We start from the raw sequence: 17,508 nt of genomic DNA on the forward strand, positions 1-17,508 counted from the left end.
TTCTAGTGAAAGTCCTTCTTGTTTGAGAACATGTATGAATGGTGGTGGAAACGCATGGACATAACCATTCCAATCCCAATTAAATTCCCGATCAAACTAGAACCACCAGAACTGATAAATGGCAATGGAATACCAGTTAATGGCAACAGACCGATGTTCATCCCAATGTTTTCAAACACGTGGAACAGAATCATCATGATAACACCAGTTGAGATATAGGCGTAAAATTCGTTCTTAGTATCGAAGGTCACGCGAATCATCAAATAGATCAGCAGGAAGTAAATCAAAATCAATAGTACTCCCCCGATAAAACCAAAGTTTTCCCCAATGACGGAGAAAATCATATCCGATTCACGAACCGGAACGTAGACGTGAGAATTATTAAAACCGGTCCCACCGATGCCACCAGATCCGACAGCCTTAATACTTTGCCACAGTTGGTAACCCTGGTTTGAAGTATCGGCTTCAGGGTGCATCCAAGTATCAACACGATTAAACTGGTAAGACTGGAAACCAATATGTTCCAGTACTGACCGTCCTGCATCACTCGTAACCATGAACAGCGCCAGCCCACCGATCACCAACAAGGCCAGGGCAGCTGGACCAATGATTTTCCATGAAACTCCAGAAACAAGAACCATCCCGCAGAAAATCGCAAAGAATACTAACCCCGTCCCGAAGTCGTTTTGGAACTTCAAAGAAATCAGGATTGGCAACAGCCACAGGAACATCGTCCCAATTAAACGTCCATCACTACGCATCGTATGCTCGGGATAATTGTTATTGTGTGTCGTAATCACCCGTCCCATCATCAAAATATAGGCCGGTTTCATAATTTCAGACGGTTGGAACGTAAATGGACCAATCGCAAACCAACTCTTGGCACCTGTGCTGGCATAATAAGATCGTGAATAGAAGACCAAGATGGCAAACATCAGGAAAATGCCAAGCCAGTATGCAATCGGGGCCACTTTCCATAACTGTTCGGCATCAAATTGCATAATAACCACGATCATGACGACACCTACCGCATACCAAGCCAGTTGGGTTCCGACCTGCCGGGCAACAGAAACTTGCTGTCTGTCATGCGTTGCTGCGACAAAAATGGAAGCCAGGCCAATCAAAGCCAGCAGCAGCACACAGAAAATGATACCCCAGTCAATCCGGGATTCATTTTCATTGACTTCATTCGTCCGTGTTTCTTGCATAAGCTATTTGAACTCCTTTTAGTCAAAACGGGCCTCGCGGCAAGAGAGACGCGAGCCCCGATTGATTTTAGTACTGGTGAAGGTGGAACTGCTGAAGAACAGTTTCCAATCCTTCTTCTTGTGATTTGACACTGAACTCTTGATCACTCGGGATCAAAACGGCTTTAAAACGTTGGTTGTGAGTGACAACTTCACCGATTAACCGATTTTTGATAAAAATCTGCTGCACCGGTTCACCAGCCCGTTCAATATCCTTCACGCTAACTTCAATGTTTTTTTCTTTCTTTGACATAAGTCCATCCTTAATATTTCTGGTTGCGTCGTAATGTAAAGTGAGTCGGCACTGGATCGTAACCACCCTTTGCAAATGGTTGGCAACGAAGGAGACGGGCAATACCCATCAATACCCCTTTTACACCAAAACGTTCAGTTGCTTCCAACATATACTGCGAGCAAGTTGGGTAGTAGCGGCAAACTCGGTAAGGCCGACGTGCCGAGATAAAGTGTTGGTAAAAACGCACCATCCACTGAATCACTTTAACGAGCATTATTTGCGCGAAAACCAGTGGTGTTTTTTCTTGCCCTTGTCGTCATCGCCCTCAATGTCAGTATCCGTAATGGTACTGCTAGGGTTCTTTTGCATACGTTCCAGCATCTCACCGGCGCCTTTAGCAACGTTATCCAAAGGATCTTCAGAAACGACAACGGGAACTTTCAAATGAGAGCTGAACAATTGGTCAATACCATGCAACAATGACGTACCACCAGTCAGCATGATACCACGATCAATGATGTCGGATGCCAACTCAGGAGGAACTGTCTCTAAAACAGAAATCGAAGCCTTAACAATCTGCTGCAGCGTATCATGCAAGGCAGATTCAATTTCATTTTCATCCGTTGTAATTTGCTTTGGCATTCCCGTAGCCACGTCACGACCACGAACATCCATCTTCTTTGGTTCATCAACAGGAAGAGCCGTCCCCAGTTGGATCTTAATCTGCTCTGCAGTGTGTTCACCGATGATCAGGCCATGGTGATCTTTGATGTATGCGGAAATATCAGCATTCATCTTGTCCCCAGCTAACCGAACTGAACGACTAGCAACGATGTCACCCAGTGACAAAACAGCAATATCACTGGTACCACCACCCATGTCGATGACCATGTTGCCCTTTGGTTTGAAGATGTCCAAACCTGCGCCGATGGCAGCGACTTTTGGTTCATATTCGAGGTAAACTTTACCACCACCGACTTGCTCAGCAGCTTGGATGATGGCCTTCCGCTCAATTTCCGTAATGTTCGTTGGAGCACAAATCATGATATTAGGCTTTGACATAAAGCCCTTAACACTGAGTTTCCCGATGAAGTAAGACAACATTTCCTGGGTAACGTCAAAATCAGAAATTACCCCATCTTTTAATGGGCGAATTGCCCGAATGTTGCTTGGAGTCCGCCCAACCATCCGGTAAGCTTCTGACCCCACTGCCAACACTTTATTAGTATTTGTATCAATAGCAACGACAGAAGGTTCGTTAAGTACGATTCCCTTGCCTTGCACATAAATCAGGACGTTAGCAGTCCCTAAGTCAATTCCGATATCAGTAGCCATTAGCCATGGTCTCCTTCCGATCGTTAAAAGCTAAGCCTTATTGTAACACAAAATCAAAGCTGGCAAGCACTTAGCACAACCAGCCAGACTAAATTAATTTCCCGGGAAATTAATTTTGCTTGCTAAACGCATCGATCTGTAAAGTAGTACTATCATCAAGATCAACTCGATCGATATTAGCACCCAGCGCAGCTAATTTTTGGTGGAAATGGTAGTAGCCACGATCCAGATATTGTAAGTTGCTTACCTGGGTAATTCCGTGCGCGGCCAAACCAGCCAGAACTAGTGCCGCACCAGCCCGTAAATCAGTTGCGGACACCTCTGCCCCGTTAAACATTGTTGGACCATTCAGAACTGCCGTTGAACCTTCGATCATGAAATTTGCATTCATTCGTCGCATCTCATCGAGATACATAAAACGGTTTTCAAAGACAGTTTCATCTAAAATGCTCGTCCCGTTTGCTAATAGTTGCAATACAGCCATCTGTGGTTGCATGTCAGTCGGGAAGCCCGGATATGGCAGTGTCTTAATGTTAGCTGGAATTAAAACCGACGTCCCGATGACGCGAACCCCGTCATCTTCTGGAATAACGGTAACACCCATCTCTTCCAGTTTGGCGATGAGAGACTGGTTATGTTCGGGAATCGCATCCTGTACCAGCACATCGCCGTTAGTCACCGCAGCAGCCACCATGAAGGTCCCTGCTTCAATGCGATCGGGGACAATACTGTGTTCAAAGCCATGCAGAAAATTAACACCCTGAATACGAATCGTATCTGTACCGGCACCGTGGACACGCGCCCCCATCTTATTGAGCGCATTAGCTAAATCGACAATTTCTGGCTCACGAGCAGCATTTTCGATTGCCGTGATACCACGGGCGAGCGTTGCCGCCATCATAATGTTTTGGGTAGCACCAACAATTGGATAGTCCATATAAATATTAGTGCCGCGCAATTCTTTGGCAAAGGCTTCTACGTAACCATCGTGTTGAACAATTGTTGCTCCTAGCGCACGTAAACCTTTCAAGTGGATGTCAATCGGCCGCGAACCAATTGCACAGCCACCAGGCATTGCAACCCGGGCATGACCAGTCCGTGCTAAGAGTGGCCCCATCACGACCATCGAAGCTCGCATTTTTGATACATACTTAAATGGCGCTTCAGAGGAAATCTGCCGAGTCGCGTCCAGTGTCAGTTGATGCTGCGTTTCATCAAAGTGGACATCAACGTCCAGGAAACTCAATAGAGCATTCATCATCTTAACATCTGACAGAATGGGGACGTTAGATAACTTGACGGTCCCCCGTGAAGCTAAAATAGAGGCTGCTTGAATTGGCAAAACAGCATTTTTTGCTCCCTCAACTTTGACTTTACCGTGAAGACGCGATCCACCCTTCACAATTATCTTTTGCATTTTGCTGGCTCCTCATTATTACTTGATAGTTAGCAGTAAATCGTGCAGAGTCACGAAAAAACTGCTAAAAAATTGGGCACATCCGTAACCTATTGCGATCGAAAGCAAAACAATCAGCAGTGACAGTGTCCGTGGTGGACGGTGCCACATTGTTTCTGGATGGAGCCCAATAATGGCCCGAAAGGCCAAATAAGTAAAACCAATGGCCAGCAAGAGATTAATTACTGCCGTCGCGTTTGTCATCAAGACCCTCCTTACCATTGTAAACACGCTACTATCTTAGCATAAGGATTCAACCAATAAGACTTATTAGGCAAAACTTAATCCTTCGTTAAAAAAATACGAAAAAGAGGAATTGCAAGAATTCCTGCAATCCCTCTTAAGTAGTAATGGGTTGTTCACCCTTATTTGTTGACAAGCTGGGAAACGCGAAGACGGTTGATTGACCGTTTCAGGTAGGCTTCAGCCCGACCCAGTTCGTCTTTATCGTGATGTTGATGAGCAAGCCGAATGTTTTCTTCAGCATGCTCTTTATCACTTTGAGCTCGTTGAACATCGATGTTTTCAGGCAATTCGGCACTGTCTGCTACAACTGTGGCCTGGTTATGGTCAAATTCCAGCAAACCACCGTTAACGGCGATTGTGTCGTCGGGCTTGTTGGTATCAGCATGCTTAACGACCATTGCGTTAATTCCTAAAGCAGTAATAACTGGGATGTGGTTAGCCATAATCCCCATTTGACCATCAGTGGTGTCAAACACTAGCATCGTGGCGTCAGCTTCGTACACACTGCCGTCCGGGGTGGTAATGGTAACATGAAATTTTGATTGTGCCATTTTGACACCCCCTACTTAGCGGCGCTAGCTTTTTCTGTCTTAGCAGTTTGTGCCTCAATCTGTTTAGCCTTTTCAACGACGTCATCAATGCCACCAACCAGACGGAAGGCTTCTTCCGGCAGGTCATCGTACTTACCTTCAAGGATTTCCTTGAAGCCACGAATCGTTTCCTTCATTGGAACGTACTTACCAGGAGTCCCGGTAAATTGTTCGGCAACGGAGAAGCTTTGTGACAGGAAGTTTTGAATCCGCCGTGCACGAGCAACGATCGTCTTTTCTTCGTCAGACAGTTCATCCATCCCCAGAATAGAAATGATGTCTTGAAGTTCACGGTAACGTTGCAAAACGTGTTGTACACCGGTGGCAACTTCGTAGTGTTCCTTGCCGACAATTTCTGGGGTCAGAGCAGTAGAAGTTGATTCCAGTGGGTCCACAGCTGGGTAAATCCCGATTTGAGTCAACCGACGTTCCAAGTTAGTCGTTGCGTCCAAGTGGGCGAAAGTCGTAGCTGGGGCAGGGTCGGTGTAGTCATCGGCTGGAACATAAACGGCTTGGATAGAAGTGATTGAACCTTCCTTGGTAGAAGTGATCCGTTCCTGTAATTGACCCATTTCAGTAGCCAGGGTTGGTTGGTAACCAACGGCTGAAGGAATCCGGCCCAACAGGGCAGAAACTTCTGAACCGGCTTGGGTAAACCGGAAAATGTTGTCGATGAACAGCAGCACGTCTTGGTGCTTAACGTCACGGAAGTATTCAGCGATCGTCAGACCAGTCAGGGCAACACGCATCCGGGCACCAGGTGGTTCGTTCATTTGACCATAAACCATGGCGGTCTTGTCAAGAACACCAGAAGCCTTCATTTCATAGTACATGTCGTTACCTTCACGGGTCCGTTCACCAACACCGGTGAAGACAGAAATCCCGTTATGGCCTTGGGCAATGTTGTGAATCAATTCCTGAATCAGAACGGTCTTACCAACACCGGCACCACCGAACAGACCAACCTTACCACCACGAACGTAAGGTTCGAGCAGGTCAATGACCTTAATCCCAGTTTCAAGGACTTCGGTAGAGTTGTTCAAATCAGTGTACTTAGGTGCATCACGGTGAATTGGCATCCGCTTTGCATCAGGACCAAATTCCGGACCATCATCAACTGGTTCACCCAGAACGTTAAATACCCGGCCAAGAGTGTCATCACCAACCGGCACACTAATTGGTGCGTTGGTGTTTTCAACTTCTTCGCCACGCTGCAGACCTTCAGTACCGTCCATGGCAATTGTCCGGACAACACCGTCACCCAGTTCAAGGGCGACTTCGACAGTCAACGTCTTGTCGTCAGCCATCTTAATCTTCAGCGCAGTGTTAATTTCAGGCAGTTTCTCATCCTGGGGGAACTCAACATCAACGACTGGGCCGATAACTTGTAAAACTTTACCAGCACTCATGCTGTTTCCTCCTCTTTATCTCATTATTCATTATTCTTGAGCAGTCATCCCACCGACAATTTCAGTGATTTCGGTGGTGATTGCCGCTTGACGTGCACGGTTATACTGCAGATTCAATGTTGAAATGATGTCGTCAGCATTGTCAGTAGCAGAACGCATCGCGTTTGAACTTGAGGCGTGTTCAGATGTCTTAGCATCTAGGATAGCGCCATAAATCAAACTGTTGCAATACTGTGGGACCAGCACTTTCAGCAAGCCACCAGCCGTTGGCAAAACTTCCATTTCGCCACTGACCAGTTTACTGCCAGTGCCCTGCTCAGTACTTTCGTCAACGTCCAGTGATTCCTTCGTAATTGGCAGAACCTTGCTGGCCCTGACTTTGGAAGAAATCCGGTTGACGTAGTGACTGTAGCAGACATATAGCTGATCATAGACACCATCAAAGAACATCTGCGTAGCGTTCTTAACGATACCGCGGACTTCAGTATACTTTGGCACGTCACTGACACCCGTGAACTCGTAAACCACATTCATTCCGCGCTTCTTAAAGAACTCGGTTCCCGTCTTGCCGATAGTCAGGAAGACGGAGTTTTCTGCAGTCAAGTTGTTCTGTTGCATCAGGTCGAGGGTGGCTTTGATGACGTTACTGTTGTATGAGCCAACCAGCCCCCGGTCTGACGTGACCACTAGGATGCCAGTTTTGGTGACTTCCCGTTTATGAAAGAGGTTCCCCAATTGGGCTTGAACCGAACTATCATCGACAGAAAGATCACCAGCGGCGGTTCCTTGAGATTTAACCAAGCCAGCTAAGATGGTCTTGACCTTAGCAGCATATGCTTCGTATGTCTTGGTGTGGTGCTGAATCTGATTCAGCTTAGAAGTCGAAACCATCTGCATTGCCTGGGTAATTTGCCGGGTACTGCGCGTTGAATCAATCTTCCGTTTAACGTTTGCAAGTGAAGCAGGCACTCAATCTCACCGTCCTTTCTTTACTGGTTAATCCTAATTACTTAGCGTCAGCTTTTTGCTTGTCGTCACTAGCGGCTTTCTTTTGATCGCTCGTTTGGAAAGTCTGCTTGAATTCTTTGATGGCATTGTCAAGGCTGTCATCCTTTGGCAACTGACCAGTCTTGCTAATAGCATCATAAACATCCTGGTGGTTAGCGTGCATGAAGCTCTTCAAATCAGTTTCGAACTTCTGTAGGTCGGCAACCGGAATGTCATCCAAGTAACCATGAGACAGAGCAAAGAGAATTCCAACTTGTTCTTCAACCGTTTCTGGTGAGTGAAGACCTTGCTTCAGGACTTCCATGGTCCGTTCACCACGGTCCAAACGAGCACGCGTAGCAGCATCCAGGTCAGAACCGAATTGGGCGAATGAAGCCAGTTCGTTGTATGAAGCAATATCCAGACGCAAAGTCCCGGCAACCTTCTTCATCGCCTTAACTTGGGCGTCACCACCAACACGGGAAACAGAAGTCCCGGCATCAATGGCTGGACGTTGACCGGCGTAGAACGAATCGGAGTTCAGGAAGATTTGCCCGTCAGTGATAGAAATAACGTTGGTTGGAATATATGCAGAAACGTCACCGGCTTGGGTTTGAATGATTGGCAGAGCAGTCATTGAACCACCGCCCATGTCATCAGACAGACGTGCGGCACGTTCCAGTAACCGTGAGTGAGTGTAGAAAATGTCACCAGGGTAAGCTTCACGACCAGGTGGCCGACGAAGAATCAGTGACAGTTCACGGTAAGCATCGGCTTGCTTTGATAAGTCATCGTAAACGATGAGGACATCTTTGCCGTTGTACATGAACTCTTCACCCATAGCTGCACCAGCATATGGAGCAATCCACAGCATAGGTGCAGGGTTAGAAGCACTGGCTGAAACAACGATCGTGTAATCCATTGCACCATACTTGCGTAAGGTTTCAACGGCAGAACGAACCGTTGATTCCTTTTGACCAATGGCAACGTAAATACAAATAACGTTTTGATCCTTTTGGTTGATGATGGTGTCGAGGGCAATAGCCGTCTTACCAGTCTTACGGTCACCAATGATCAATTCACGTTGGCCCCGGCCAATTGGAACCAGAGCGTCAATAACTTTAATCCCGGTTTGCAGTGGAACGGAAACACTCTTCCGTTGCATAACACCAGGAGCCTTCTTTTCAATTGGACGCGTCTTAGTTGTCTTAATTTCGCCTAAGCCGTCAATTGGACGACCCAGAGAATCAACAACCCGTCCAAGCAAAGCGTCGCCTACGGGAACTTCCATAATCCGGCCGGTCCGCTTAACCGTATCGCCTTCACGGATACCGGTGAAATCACCCAGAACCACGATACCAACATCGTTGCTTTCAAGGTTTTGGGCCATCCCATAAACGCCGTTGCTAAATTCGAGCAACTCACCAGACATGGCATTTTCCAGGCCATCTGCACGAGCAACACCGTCACCAACATAGGTTACCGTCCCTGTTTCAGCGACGCTAATCTGGTCTTGGTAACCAGCGAGCTGTTTTTTGATGAGTGAACTGATTTCCTCAGTTTTAATGCTCATAACGGATTTCACCTCTCTATTCAGAATTTATTTCACAAGCAAACGACGAATTTGTTCAATTTTTGAGCTGAGACTACCATCAAGCGTTTGGTTAGCCGTTTTAATGATGACCCCACCTAAAATCGTTGGATCGACTGTCTCCTTTAGGATCACTTCTTTGGCTCCGAAGCGGTCTTTTAAGGCATCGATGAGCCGATCACGTCGCGTTGCATCTAATTTCACTGCAGTGACAACGTCAGCGCGAACCCGCTTTTGCTGTTCGTCGTACCGACGTCCAAACTCATCAATAATTGCGACCATGTCACCAATTCGGCCATAATCAAAAGTCATTTGGACTAAGTTAGCAACGTATTGTGAAGCACCTTGCTTTAAGTCCTCAACAATGGCTTTTTTGTCTTGATAAGGTATATCAACACCCGTCAAGGCACGTACTAATGCAGGATTATCAGTAAACACTTGGCGCAGAGCCTGCAATTCTTGATAAGTTTGTTTTAGTTGGTCGGCGTCGTCTTCGACAAGCTCAAAGAGAGCTTTGGAATAACGACGGCCAACTTCCATCTTATCAAGACTCATGTTTTACCAACCCTTCAATGTAAGAATCAATTAAGGCCTGTTGGTCATCCGCAGACAATTGTTTGTGGATAAGCTTGGAAGCAATCTCAACAGAGAGGTTTGCCACGTCGTTTTTAGCGCCTTGCAATGCATCTTTGCGAGCTTGTTCAGCGTCTTGTGCAGCTTGTTGTTTCACATTTGCAGCGTCAGCTTGGGCCGCTTCAACAATCTTGTTGCGCTGATCTTCACCAGTCTTTTTGGCATCAGCCACAATCTTAGTTGCTTCTTGTTTAGAACCAGCTAATTCATCTTGCCGTTGCTTTGCCAGCTTTTCAGCTTCAGCCCGCTTGTTAGCGGCACTGTCGATGTCGTTAGCCACCTTGGTAGCACGCTTTTGCATCATTTGCGTAACTGGCTTCCAGGCAAAATGCCAAACAAGAGCAGCCAAGATAATGAAGGAAACGATGTAGAACAGCATGTCGCCGACGTACAATTTGTTCGATTCAGCAAGTACAAACATCCATTGACACCTCCTTGCGTATTAAAGTAATACAGTTATTCCTGTTAATTACCGATTCATAACAAGGAAAGCGACAACGATAGACAGGATAGGCAGGGCTTCGATCAACCCAACACCAATGAACATCGTCGTACGTAAATCACCCATCAATTCTGGTTGACGAGCCATAGCATCAACCGTGTGACCAATAACCTGTCCGTTACCATAACCGGCACCCACAGCAGCGAGACCGGCAGCAATACCAGCAGCAATTGCACCCATTGTAATATCCTCCTTAAAAATACATCAGTTGTCGTTTATTCTTCTCCAACAACCTTCTGAGAAATATAAACCGTTGTTAATGTTACAAAGACATAAGCTTGAATTGCACCAATGAAGACCGAGAAGCCTTGCCAAGCAATTTCCAATGGAAGACTAACAATCATTGTTGGTAATCCATGAGAGAATGCCATTCCAGCAATCAATTTCAGCAGCAATTCACCAGAATAGATGTTACCGAAAATCCGGAGGCCTAACGTAATGAAGTTAGTAAATTCCTCAATCAGGTTAATTGGCAGCATCATCGGCATTGGGGAGGCAAAACCCTTGAAGTAATTCTTGAATCCCCGCATCGCGATTCCCAGGAAGTGGGAAAGCAAAATCGTAGTCATTGAGAACGTCAGAGTTACAACTGGGTCAGCCGTCGGACTTCTGAGCAACTCGTGCCCGTTCCAACCCAAGTTGAAAATCAATCCAAATTGGTTAGCGACGAAGATAAACACAAACAGAATGAAGATAAAGAACGAGAAGAAACCAGAAGTTTCCTGATTGAACTGTGCTCGCACAATTCCGTTTGTGAATTCAATCAACCATTCCAACACATTTTGGCCACCCTTAGGTTTCATCGCAATGTGGCGTGAAAGACCATACATAACAGCAAAAACAATTACGCAGACAATGAAGCCGGAAATAATGTTGGTCCAGTTAAACGTCAGGCCGAAAAGCTTAAAAGTATAAGCATCACCGCCCATTCATATTCCACCTCTTTTCTTTATAACATAAATCTAGGTTTGTAATTTCAGCTTAACCAGCGCTGAAGTCGGTTTGGCCCAATTACAAACTATAATATAGCATAAAATAAAGACTGCGCAAAGACTTATCTATTACTGAAACTTGAAAGCCCTGAATTGCAATGAAATCATTGTGGTTCAGGGCTTTTGGACGAAAAAAATAAAAAACGCAAGAACTCTTACGCTATACTTTAAGTGTCAAAATCAAAGTAGAAAAGAGTCTTGCGCTATGCAAATTATAAACCATTTCAGTACTGAAAACGATTCTCAAAACATTATTTCTCACTTCTTAAGCCTAATTGGTCTAGCTAAGCTAACTCACAGGGTGAATTTTAAGCGTCACTCATTATGTTCATTGAAAATGATCGTAGCTTGGTTAATGACAGCTCATTTTGAGCGTCTTTCGATCAATCGTGCTCATCCAGATTGCCATTTTACCCCAAGAACGGCACGGAATGTTTTGAATGATGGCCGTATTAACTGGCAGAAATTAGTCTGTTTAGTAGCGATTCAATTAATTCGCATCTTAACCCCGTTTATTGATGGTCGACGTCGTTTGGCATTAGTGCTTGATGATACTCTGTTAGCACGTCGTTGGTCCCAAAAGACTGAATTATTAGCCAAGACCTATGACCACGATAAGCACGAGTATGTAAATGGTTACCGTGGCTTAACTCTCGGTTGGAGTGATGGTAATACTTTTTTGCCTATTAATTTTGCTTTAATGTCAACTCACCAGCCTGCTAATCTGATTGGATGCTTAGCGCAGATTACTGACCAACGTCAAATTGCCGGTCAAAGAAGGGCTCAAGCTCAACGCCCAATGAACCAAGTGGCTCTAGAATTGATTAGACAAGCGCAAACACTAGGCGTGTCAGCTAAATACGTCCTTTTTGATTCTTGGTACAGTTCGCCGAAGATGTTTTGGCAACTCGCTCAGCTTCAGCTTTTTGGTGTGGGTATGCTCAAACGCAGCGCAAAAGTCTATTATCGATATCGTGGTCGTCACTATAGCATTAAGGGTCTTTATCAACGTTTAGCAGCTTCTAAAATGAATTGTCGGCATCACTATCTTTACAGCAGTGTCATTCAAGCCCAATATCATGGCCATCAGTTTCCGCTAAAAGTGGTTTTTGTATCCAAAAAGGGGCACCGTCAGGACTACCTAGTTTTAGCGACCACTAACTTAGCTATGCGGCCAGAAGAAATCATTCAATTGTACGGACGCCGCTGGCAAATTGAGACCTATTTCAAAGCTGCTAAGCAGTATTTAGCTCTTAATCGATCACAAATTCAAAGTTACGACGGTCAATGTGGTTATATTGCCGTCACCATGATTACTTATGACTTATTGGCTTGGCAAGAACGACTTAATACTGATGATCGCACAATTGGTGGACTCTTTTACATTATGAATCAAGCACTGCCAGATATTCGTTTTATGGACGCATTGGTCTACTTATTTCATGAACTGGGTCGAGCTGAGCTCAGCCTAACTGATCACATTGATAACATCATTAATCGATTCATAGCTCAGTTGCCAATAACGATCCAAAAAGCATTGAATACTGGCATCTAAAAGTCTAATTTAGGCTGAGAAAAGCCGAAGCTGACGCAGCTCCGGCTAGTTTTCGTGCTTTCAAGTTTCAGTCTATTACTCGAAAAACGTTTACAGCGCCTTCGTGTCAGTCTTCACGCGGTCATTAAAATTTGATTAGTTGTTCACATGTTTTTCATAATGTCGGCGGAAAGCAATCATCCACGCCGTCACCGGCACCGATAAGAGCACTCCAATAAAGGAAATTAAAACGATCAGGAGCTCATTAACGAAGATCTTGTCATTCATGATGGTGCCAAAGGAGTAATTCAAACCGGCAAACCAAATAAACAGAGCTAAAAAGCCACCAAAAAAGCCAAAGAATAAGGTGTTCAGAGCGGTGCCCATAATTTGCCGACCAATAGCTAGTCCACGAACAAATAGGTGGTGGGAATCAATCGTTGGCTCCCCTTCAATTAGAGTTCCCATGCCCGCTGCAATCGACATGGCAGCTTCGGCGATCGCTCCCAGTGAACTGAGCGAAGTCACCACAACGGTCATGCTCTGAAAGCTCAGTCCAATTTGTAGCGACATCCCCTCCAAAGCGTCAGTGTCTTCCAGGCCGAAGCCCTGAACACGTGCCAGGTGCTCCACCGGAATGATCAGTAAGAGGATGATGGCGAAGACAATTAAGGAAGCATAATAAGCATTAACCGTTATTCTCAGTTCATTGCGTCCCATAAAGATGGTGACAGCGAGGATAATCACGCCCGTAATCACCGTGATTGCTAACGGTGGAAAATGCATCGCTACCAAGGCAACTGCCAGGAACAAAAAAGCAAAATTAAGCAACAGGCTCCAAAAAGCAATCCAGCCTTGCCGTCCGCCGATGATGACCATCAAGATCAACAGAATGAGACCAAGGGCACTAATCGTGGACATGCTTCACCCCTCCTTTCGTCAACAACCAGGCCATCAACCCGCTAGCGACCGGAATGGCCAAAACAATACCGATACCACTAATCAGACTCTGGGCCGTGCCCAGACACATCGACATCGAAAAAGTATAGCCCCACGAATTGCCGTTGCGCATCAATAAGACAGCACTAGTAAAAGTCATCGCCATAAAAATCATAAACAGGGTATTGACCAGTGGCCCCATCACGGTCTTGCCGACGTCTCGGCCTGCCAGAAAGAGTTTCAAAAAGCTGGACGTAGGGTTCAGTCGATGAAATTGAAACAGTGTCGCGACGATATCACTGGACACATCCATCACCGCGCCAAGTGATCCCAACAGCGTTTCAGCTAAGAAGAGCGGCCTTTGAACCTGCGTGACATAGAGCATCGATTCGTAATGGATGCCCCGCTCGTTGGTTAAGCTAAAAACCGCAAAACTGATGCCAAGAGCCAAGAAAGTGCCAGCCAGCGTGGCCAAACTCGTCGCCACCATCCGTTTGGTGGGTCCTAAAATCATGGCTAGGCTGATAATGGTGAACAGGACTGCCAGCGTGCTGAAGATGGCTAAGACGTCTGCCCCTTGCCAGGCTTTATCCAGCTCAATGGCCAGAATAAAAAGCACGGAATTAGCTACGAGACTGAGGACCGTCCGTAAGCCATCCCAGCGCATCATCAGTAAAAGCGAGACGACGGTCAGCCAAATGAGGAAGACAAGCACGTAATCACGTTTGAGATCCGAGACGTTGGCAGCCAGATGCCGCTTACTAGTGTGGTGCAGTTGGGTCAGGAAAAGTTGGTTCCCGACCCGGTAGTGCTGGTCCATCGCACCTGAATCAGTATAGTGATTGATGACTGTCAGTTGGCGGCCACGGTAACGTCCGTTGAGCAATTTCACCCGCAGATGCTGGGTCGTCAGGTGGTCAACGTTTTTAAACTCGTCACTCGTTTTCTGCCGGCTAACCTGCTTGGTCGCAATTACTTGCGCAATCGGACGCCGGTAAAAAGACTGGTTATGGGTCGTCAACAGCATGAGGACAATTCCGCTAATGATACAGATGGCAAAAAGCCACCACCATTTTTTTGTAATTCGCATAACGACCCTCCTTTGCAAACCAGTATAGAAAAGAAAAGCCAAGCAGAACAGCAGTCTGCTTGGCTTGTAACGATATTTTAAATATTACTTTGTACCGAAGAGACGGTCACCGGCATCCCCAAGACCTGGAACAATGTAACCATCATCATTCAAATGGTCATCCAGTGCACAGGTATAAAGATCAACATCTGGGTACTTTTCGCGGAACGTCTTTACACCTTCCGGAGCTGAAACCAGGCAAGCAAACTTCATGTTCTTCGGATCACAGCCACGCTTGACCAGGGCCCCAACGGCGTCAACGGCTGAACCACCCGTGGCTAACATCGGGTCAACGATAAAGAGTTCACGTTCCGTAATGTCATAAGGCAGCTTGACGAAGTATTCGTGTGGTTGCAGCGTCTTTTCATCCCGGTACATACCGATAAAACCGATCTTGGCAGCAGGAATGAGGTCGGTGAACCCGTCGACCATGCCGAGTCCGGCCCGCAGAATTGGTACGATCGCTACTTTTTTACCAGCCAGTACCTTCTGGGTCGTCTTGCCCATTGGTGTTTCAATTTCGATGTCCTTCATTGGCATGTCGCGTGAAACTTCATAAGCCATCAAAGTGGCGATTTCTTTAACGATTTCACGGAAACCCTTAGTCCCTAACCGCTTATCACGGATTTGGGTCAACTTATGCTGGATCAGCGGGTGATCCAAAATTTCAAATTTGCCCATTATATGCACTCCCTTTAGAATTCCTTACCATTATAGGCGGTTTCCCGAAGAAAAAGCAACACGCAAACGGCGAATCAAAAAGGCCGCAAGACAAATGTCTTCCAGCCTTCAAGTATCTTAATTAATTCAATTACTTCTTCAATAAGCCCTTGGCCAATTCAAAATCGCCTAAGGTAGCAGAACCGTTGTGGGCAACTGCTGGACGCACGATCAGTTGGTCGAGTGCAGGTGTCTTAACGTAGCCATTGTTGAACTTCTTGAAGAATTCACGAACGTGAACCAAGTCCCCCTCGTTCAGAACGGAACCACCAACAATCATCACGTCAGGACGAACTGTCATGTAAACAGCAAAGAGCATTTGGGCGATGTAGTACTGAACGTAAGTGAATGCCTTGTTGTTACGGTCCAGGTTTTCACCACGGATACCGGTCCGGCCTTCCAGTGAAGGACCAGCGGCCATTCCTTCGACACAATCGCCACCGTGGAATGGGCAGAAGCCCTTGTAGTCGTCACCAGGATAACGAACGATCTTCATGTGACCCATTTCGGGGTGGGCAGACAGACCGACAAACTTACCACCATGTATAATACCGCCGCCAACGCCGGTACCAACGGTGACGTAGAGGTAGGTCTTGTCATCATGGCGACCACGGGCAACGTATTCACCGTAGCAAGAACCGTTAACGTCAGTAGTGACGAAAACTGGAACATCCAGGCCACGTTCCATGACACCCTTCATGTCAGCACCAGACCAGCCCGGCTTTGGGGTATCCAGGATTTGGCCGTAAGTGTCCGAATTCTTGTTGACGTCAACTGGGCCAAAAGTAGCGATGGCCAAAGCGTCGATCGGGTTGTCCTTAAAGAAATCAACACAGCGGTTTAACGTTTCTTCAGCAGAAGTGGTTGGGATCCGCTTGCGTGCGACTTCTTTGCCACTTTCAACATCTTGAACAGCCAGGATGAACTTGGTGCCACCCGCTTCAATACTTCCAACTTTACTCATCTAATTATCCTCCTATGCAGTTTCCCTGCGAATCAAACTTACCGGTAGCTGGTAGTGCAACTTGCTAAATTGATGGTTAGGATCAACCACCTTTTTCTGCAGCAAGTGCACTAAGAGCTGTGCGATGTCATCAATTGGTTGAACGACCGTTGTCAACTCAGGCTGGTAGGTCTGAATTAATTCTGTACCATCAAAGCCCACCACTTTCAGGTCTTCTGGAACACGAATGCCCAATTGGCGTGCCTTGTTAAGCAGCAGAATCGCCGTCAGATCATCAGTACAAACAAAACCATCCGCCTTTTCGTCCTGTAATATATCCTCAATCAAGGCTTTCTTAAGACCAGCTGAATCAGAAAAAGCAACCGAATGGACGTGAGTCTCCATTTGAGCTTGCTTCATCGTGTCCTGATAAGCCTCCAGACGCTGGTCAGTCGGATTACCCTTTTGGTGCAGATTGCCCAGAAAGTGAATGTCCTTACAGCCATCCTTGATCAATTGCTGAGTCGCTAGCTGCATTCCTTGATAATTATCGCAAGAAACGATGGGAACGTTATCAGCTAAGTGACGGTCAAAGGTTACGATTGGCAAACCTGACTGTTGGTATTCTTCAATGCCCAAATTATGACCACCGGAAATAATGCCATCAACCTGGTTAGCAATCAGCATTCGCAAATAGTTGCGTTCCTTAGCCAGGTCGTAGTTAGCATTGCACAAAATCATCTTATCACCATTTGCAAACAATGCCCGCTCAATTTTGCTAACTAATTCGGCAAAAAACGGATTAGCAATATTGGGGACGATGACACCAACTAGATGCGTTTGTTTGCCATGGAGAGAGCGCGCCAAGTTATTGGGTTGGTAATTCAGTTCTTTCATTGCTGAATGGACCTTAGCCTTAGTTTGCTCACTCAGATAGCCCCGATTATTAATTACCCGCGAAGCAGTAGCAACGGACACCCCTGCCAGCTTCGCAATATCAGCAAGAGTTGCCATCATTAT

The 17,508-nt window shown here is 46.2% G+C and carries 20 protein-coding genes; 1 reads left to right on the forward strand and 19 read right to left on the reverse strand.

From position 1 onward, the window contains the following. Window positions 1-2: 2 nt before the first annotated feature. The 14 genes from AB3114_RS04090 to atpB all read right to left on the reverse strand — a co-directional run bounded on the left by AB3114_RS04090 (window position 3) and on the right by atpB (window position 11,160). Window positions 3-1,208, reverse strand: coding sequence for an FtsW/RodA/SpoVE family cell cycle protein (locus tag AB3114_RS04090; protein WP_367341994.1), 1,206 nt, complete (start codon window positions 1,206-1,208; stop codon window positions 3-5). 67 nt (window positions 1,209-1,275) lie between these two features. Continuing rightward, entirely contained in the window at window positions 1,276-1,500 is a 225-nt protein-coding gene (locus tag AB3114_RS04095; protein ID WP_367341995.1) for a DUF2969 domain-containing protein, read from the reverse strand. Window positions 1,501-1,510: 10 nt separating this feature from the next. Next, on the reverse strand, window positions 1,511-1,756 hold the full coding sequence (yidD, locus tag AB3114_RS04100) for a membrane protein insertion efficiency factor YidD (protein ID WP_367341996.1): 246 nt from the start codon (window positions 1,754-1,756) through the stop codon (window positions 1,511-1,513). Then, window positions 1,756-2,817, reverse strand: coding sequence for a rod shape-determining protein (locus AB3114_RS04105; protein ID WP_367341997.1), 1,062 nt, complete (start codon window positions 2,815-2,817; stop codon window positions 1,756-1,758). The genes yidD and AB3114_RS04105 overlap by 1 nt, the downstream gene beginning before the upstream one ends. A gap of 109 nt (window positions 2,818-2,926) precedes the next feature. Continuing rightward, entirely contained in the window at window positions 2,927-4,234 is a 1,308-nt protein-coding gene (gene murA, locus AB3114_RS04110) for a UDP-N-acetylglucosamine 1-carboxyvinyltransferase (protein ID WP_367341998.1), read from the reverse strand. A gap of 18 nt (window positions 4,235-4,252) precedes the next feature. Next, entirely contained in the window at window positions 4,253-4,477 is a 225-nt protein-coding gene (locus AB3114_RS04115) for a DUF1146 family protein (protein WP_367341999.1), read from the reverse strand. Between the two features lie 161 nt (window positions 4,478-4,638). Beyond that, the gene (locus AB3114_RS04120) at window positions 4,639-5,070 is read right to left on the reverse strand and encodes a F0F1 ATP synthase subunit epsilon (protein WP_367342000.1); all 432 of its coding nucleotides are present in this window, start codon (window positions 5,068-5,070) and stop codon (window positions 4,639-4,641) included. Window positions 5,071-5,081: 11 nt separating this feature from the next. Then, the gene (gene atpD / locus AB3114_RS04125) at window positions 5,082-6,518 is read right to left on the reverse strand and encodes a F0F1 ATP synthase subunit beta (RefSeq protein ID WP_367342001.1); all 1,437 of its coding nucleotides are present in this window, start codon (window positions 6,516-6,518) and stop codon (window positions 5,082-5,084) included. Between the two features lie 30 nt (window positions 6,519-6,548). Beyond that, the gene (locus tag AB3114_RS04130; protein ID WP_367342002.1) at window positions 6,549-7,487 is read right to left on the reverse strand and encodes a F0F1 ATP synthase subunit gamma; all 939 of its coding nucleotides are present in this window, start codon (window positions 7,485-7,487) and stop codon (window positions 6,549-6,551) included. Between the two features lie 37 nt (window positions 7,488-7,524). Next, window positions 7,525-9,078, reverse strand: coding sequence for a F0F1 ATP synthase subunit alpha (atpA, locus tag AB3114_RS04135; RefSeq protein WP_367342003.1), 1,554 nt, complete (start codon window positions 9,076-9,078; stop codon window positions 7,525-7,527). 27 nt (window positions 9,079-9,105) lie between these two features. Then, complete coding sequence (gene atpH, locus AB3114_RS04140) at window positions 9,106-9,651, reverse strand: ATP synthase F1 subunit delta (RefSeq protein WP_367342004.1); 546 nt, start codon at window positions 9,649-9,651, stop codon at window positions 9,106-9,108. Next, entirely contained in the window at window positions 9,641-10,150 is a 510-nt protein-coding gene (atpF, locus tag AB3114_RS04145; protein WP_367342005.1) for a F0F1 ATP synthase subunit B, read from the reverse strand. The genes atpH and atpF overlap by 11 nt, the downstream gene beginning before the upstream one ends. 48 nt (window positions 10,151-10,198) lie before the next feature. Then, entirely contained in the window at window positions 10,199-10,411 is a 213-nt protein-coding gene (gene atpE, locus AB3114_RS04150) for a F0F1 ATP synthase subunit C (RefSeq protein ID WP_367342006.1), read from the reverse strand. A gap of 35 nt (window positions 10,412-10,446) precedes the next feature. Next, window positions 10,447-11,160 (reverse strand): F0F1 ATP synthase subunit A, encoded by a 714-nt coding sequence (gene atpB, locus AB3114_RS04155; RefSeq protein ID WP_367342007.1) that lies wholly within the window; start codon window positions 11,158-11,160, stop codon window positions 10,447-10,449. 268 nt (window positions 11,161-11,428) lie between these two features. Between atpB and AB3114_RS04160 the strand changes: the two genes are divergently transcribed. Further along, window positions 11,429-12,778 (forward strand): transposase, encoded by a 1,350-nt coding sequence (locus AB3114_RS04160; RefSeq protein WP_169490189.1) that lies wholly within the window; start codon window positions 11,429-11,431, stop codon window positions 12,776-12,778. Between the two features lie 135 nt (window positions 12,779-12,913). Here the strand turns inward: AB3114_RS04160 and AB3114_RS04165 are convergent, their stop codons facing one another. The 5 genes from AB3114_RS04165 to AB3114_RS04185 all read right to left on the reverse strand — a co-directional run bounded on the left by AB3114_RS04165 (window position 12,914) and on the right by AB3114_RS04185 (window position 17,505). After that, window positions 12,914-13,678 (reverse strand): YibE/F family protein, encoded by a 765-nt coding sequence (locus AB3114_RS04165; protein WP_367342008.1) that lies wholly within the window; start codon window positions 13,676-13,678, stop codon window positions 12,914-12,916. Then, the gene (locus tag AB3114_RS04170) at window positions 13,665-14,786 is read right to left on the reverse strand and encodes a YibE/F family protein (protein WP_367342009.1); all 1,122 of its coding nucleotides are present in this window, start codon (window positions 14,784-14,786) and stop codon (window positions 13,665-13,667) included. The genes AB3114_RS04165 and AB3114_RS04170 overlap by 14 nt, the downstream gene beginning before the upstream one ends. A gap of 84 nt (window positions 14,787-14,870) precedes the next feature. Further along, window positions 14,871-15,506 (reverse strand): uracil phosphoribosyltransferase, encoded by a 636-nt coding sequence (gene upp, locus AB3114_RS04175; protein ID WP_367342010.1) that lies wholly within the window; start codon window positions 15,504-15,506, stop codon window positions 14,871-14,873. 130 nt (window positions 15,507-15,636) lie between these two features. After that, complete coding sequence (locus AB3114_RS04180) at window positions 15,637-16,509, reverse strand: ROK family protein (RefSeq protein ID WP_367342011.1); 873 nt, start codon at window positions 16,507-16,509, stop codon at window positions 15,637-15,639. A gap of 12 nt (window positions 16,510-16,521) precedes the next feature. Beyond that, a complete protein-coding gene (locus AB3114_RS04185; protein ID WP_367342113.1) occupies window positions 16,522-17,505 on the reverse strand; it encodes a LacI family DNA-binding transcriptional regulator in 984 nt (327 codons plus the stop codon). Window positions 17,506-17,508 lie beyond the last annotated feature (3 nt).

The sequence above is a fragment of the Limosilactobacillus sp. genome (assembly GCF_040772465.1).
Classification (GTDB): Bacteria; Bacillota; Bacilli; order Lactobacillales; family Lactobacillaceae; genus Limosilactobacillus.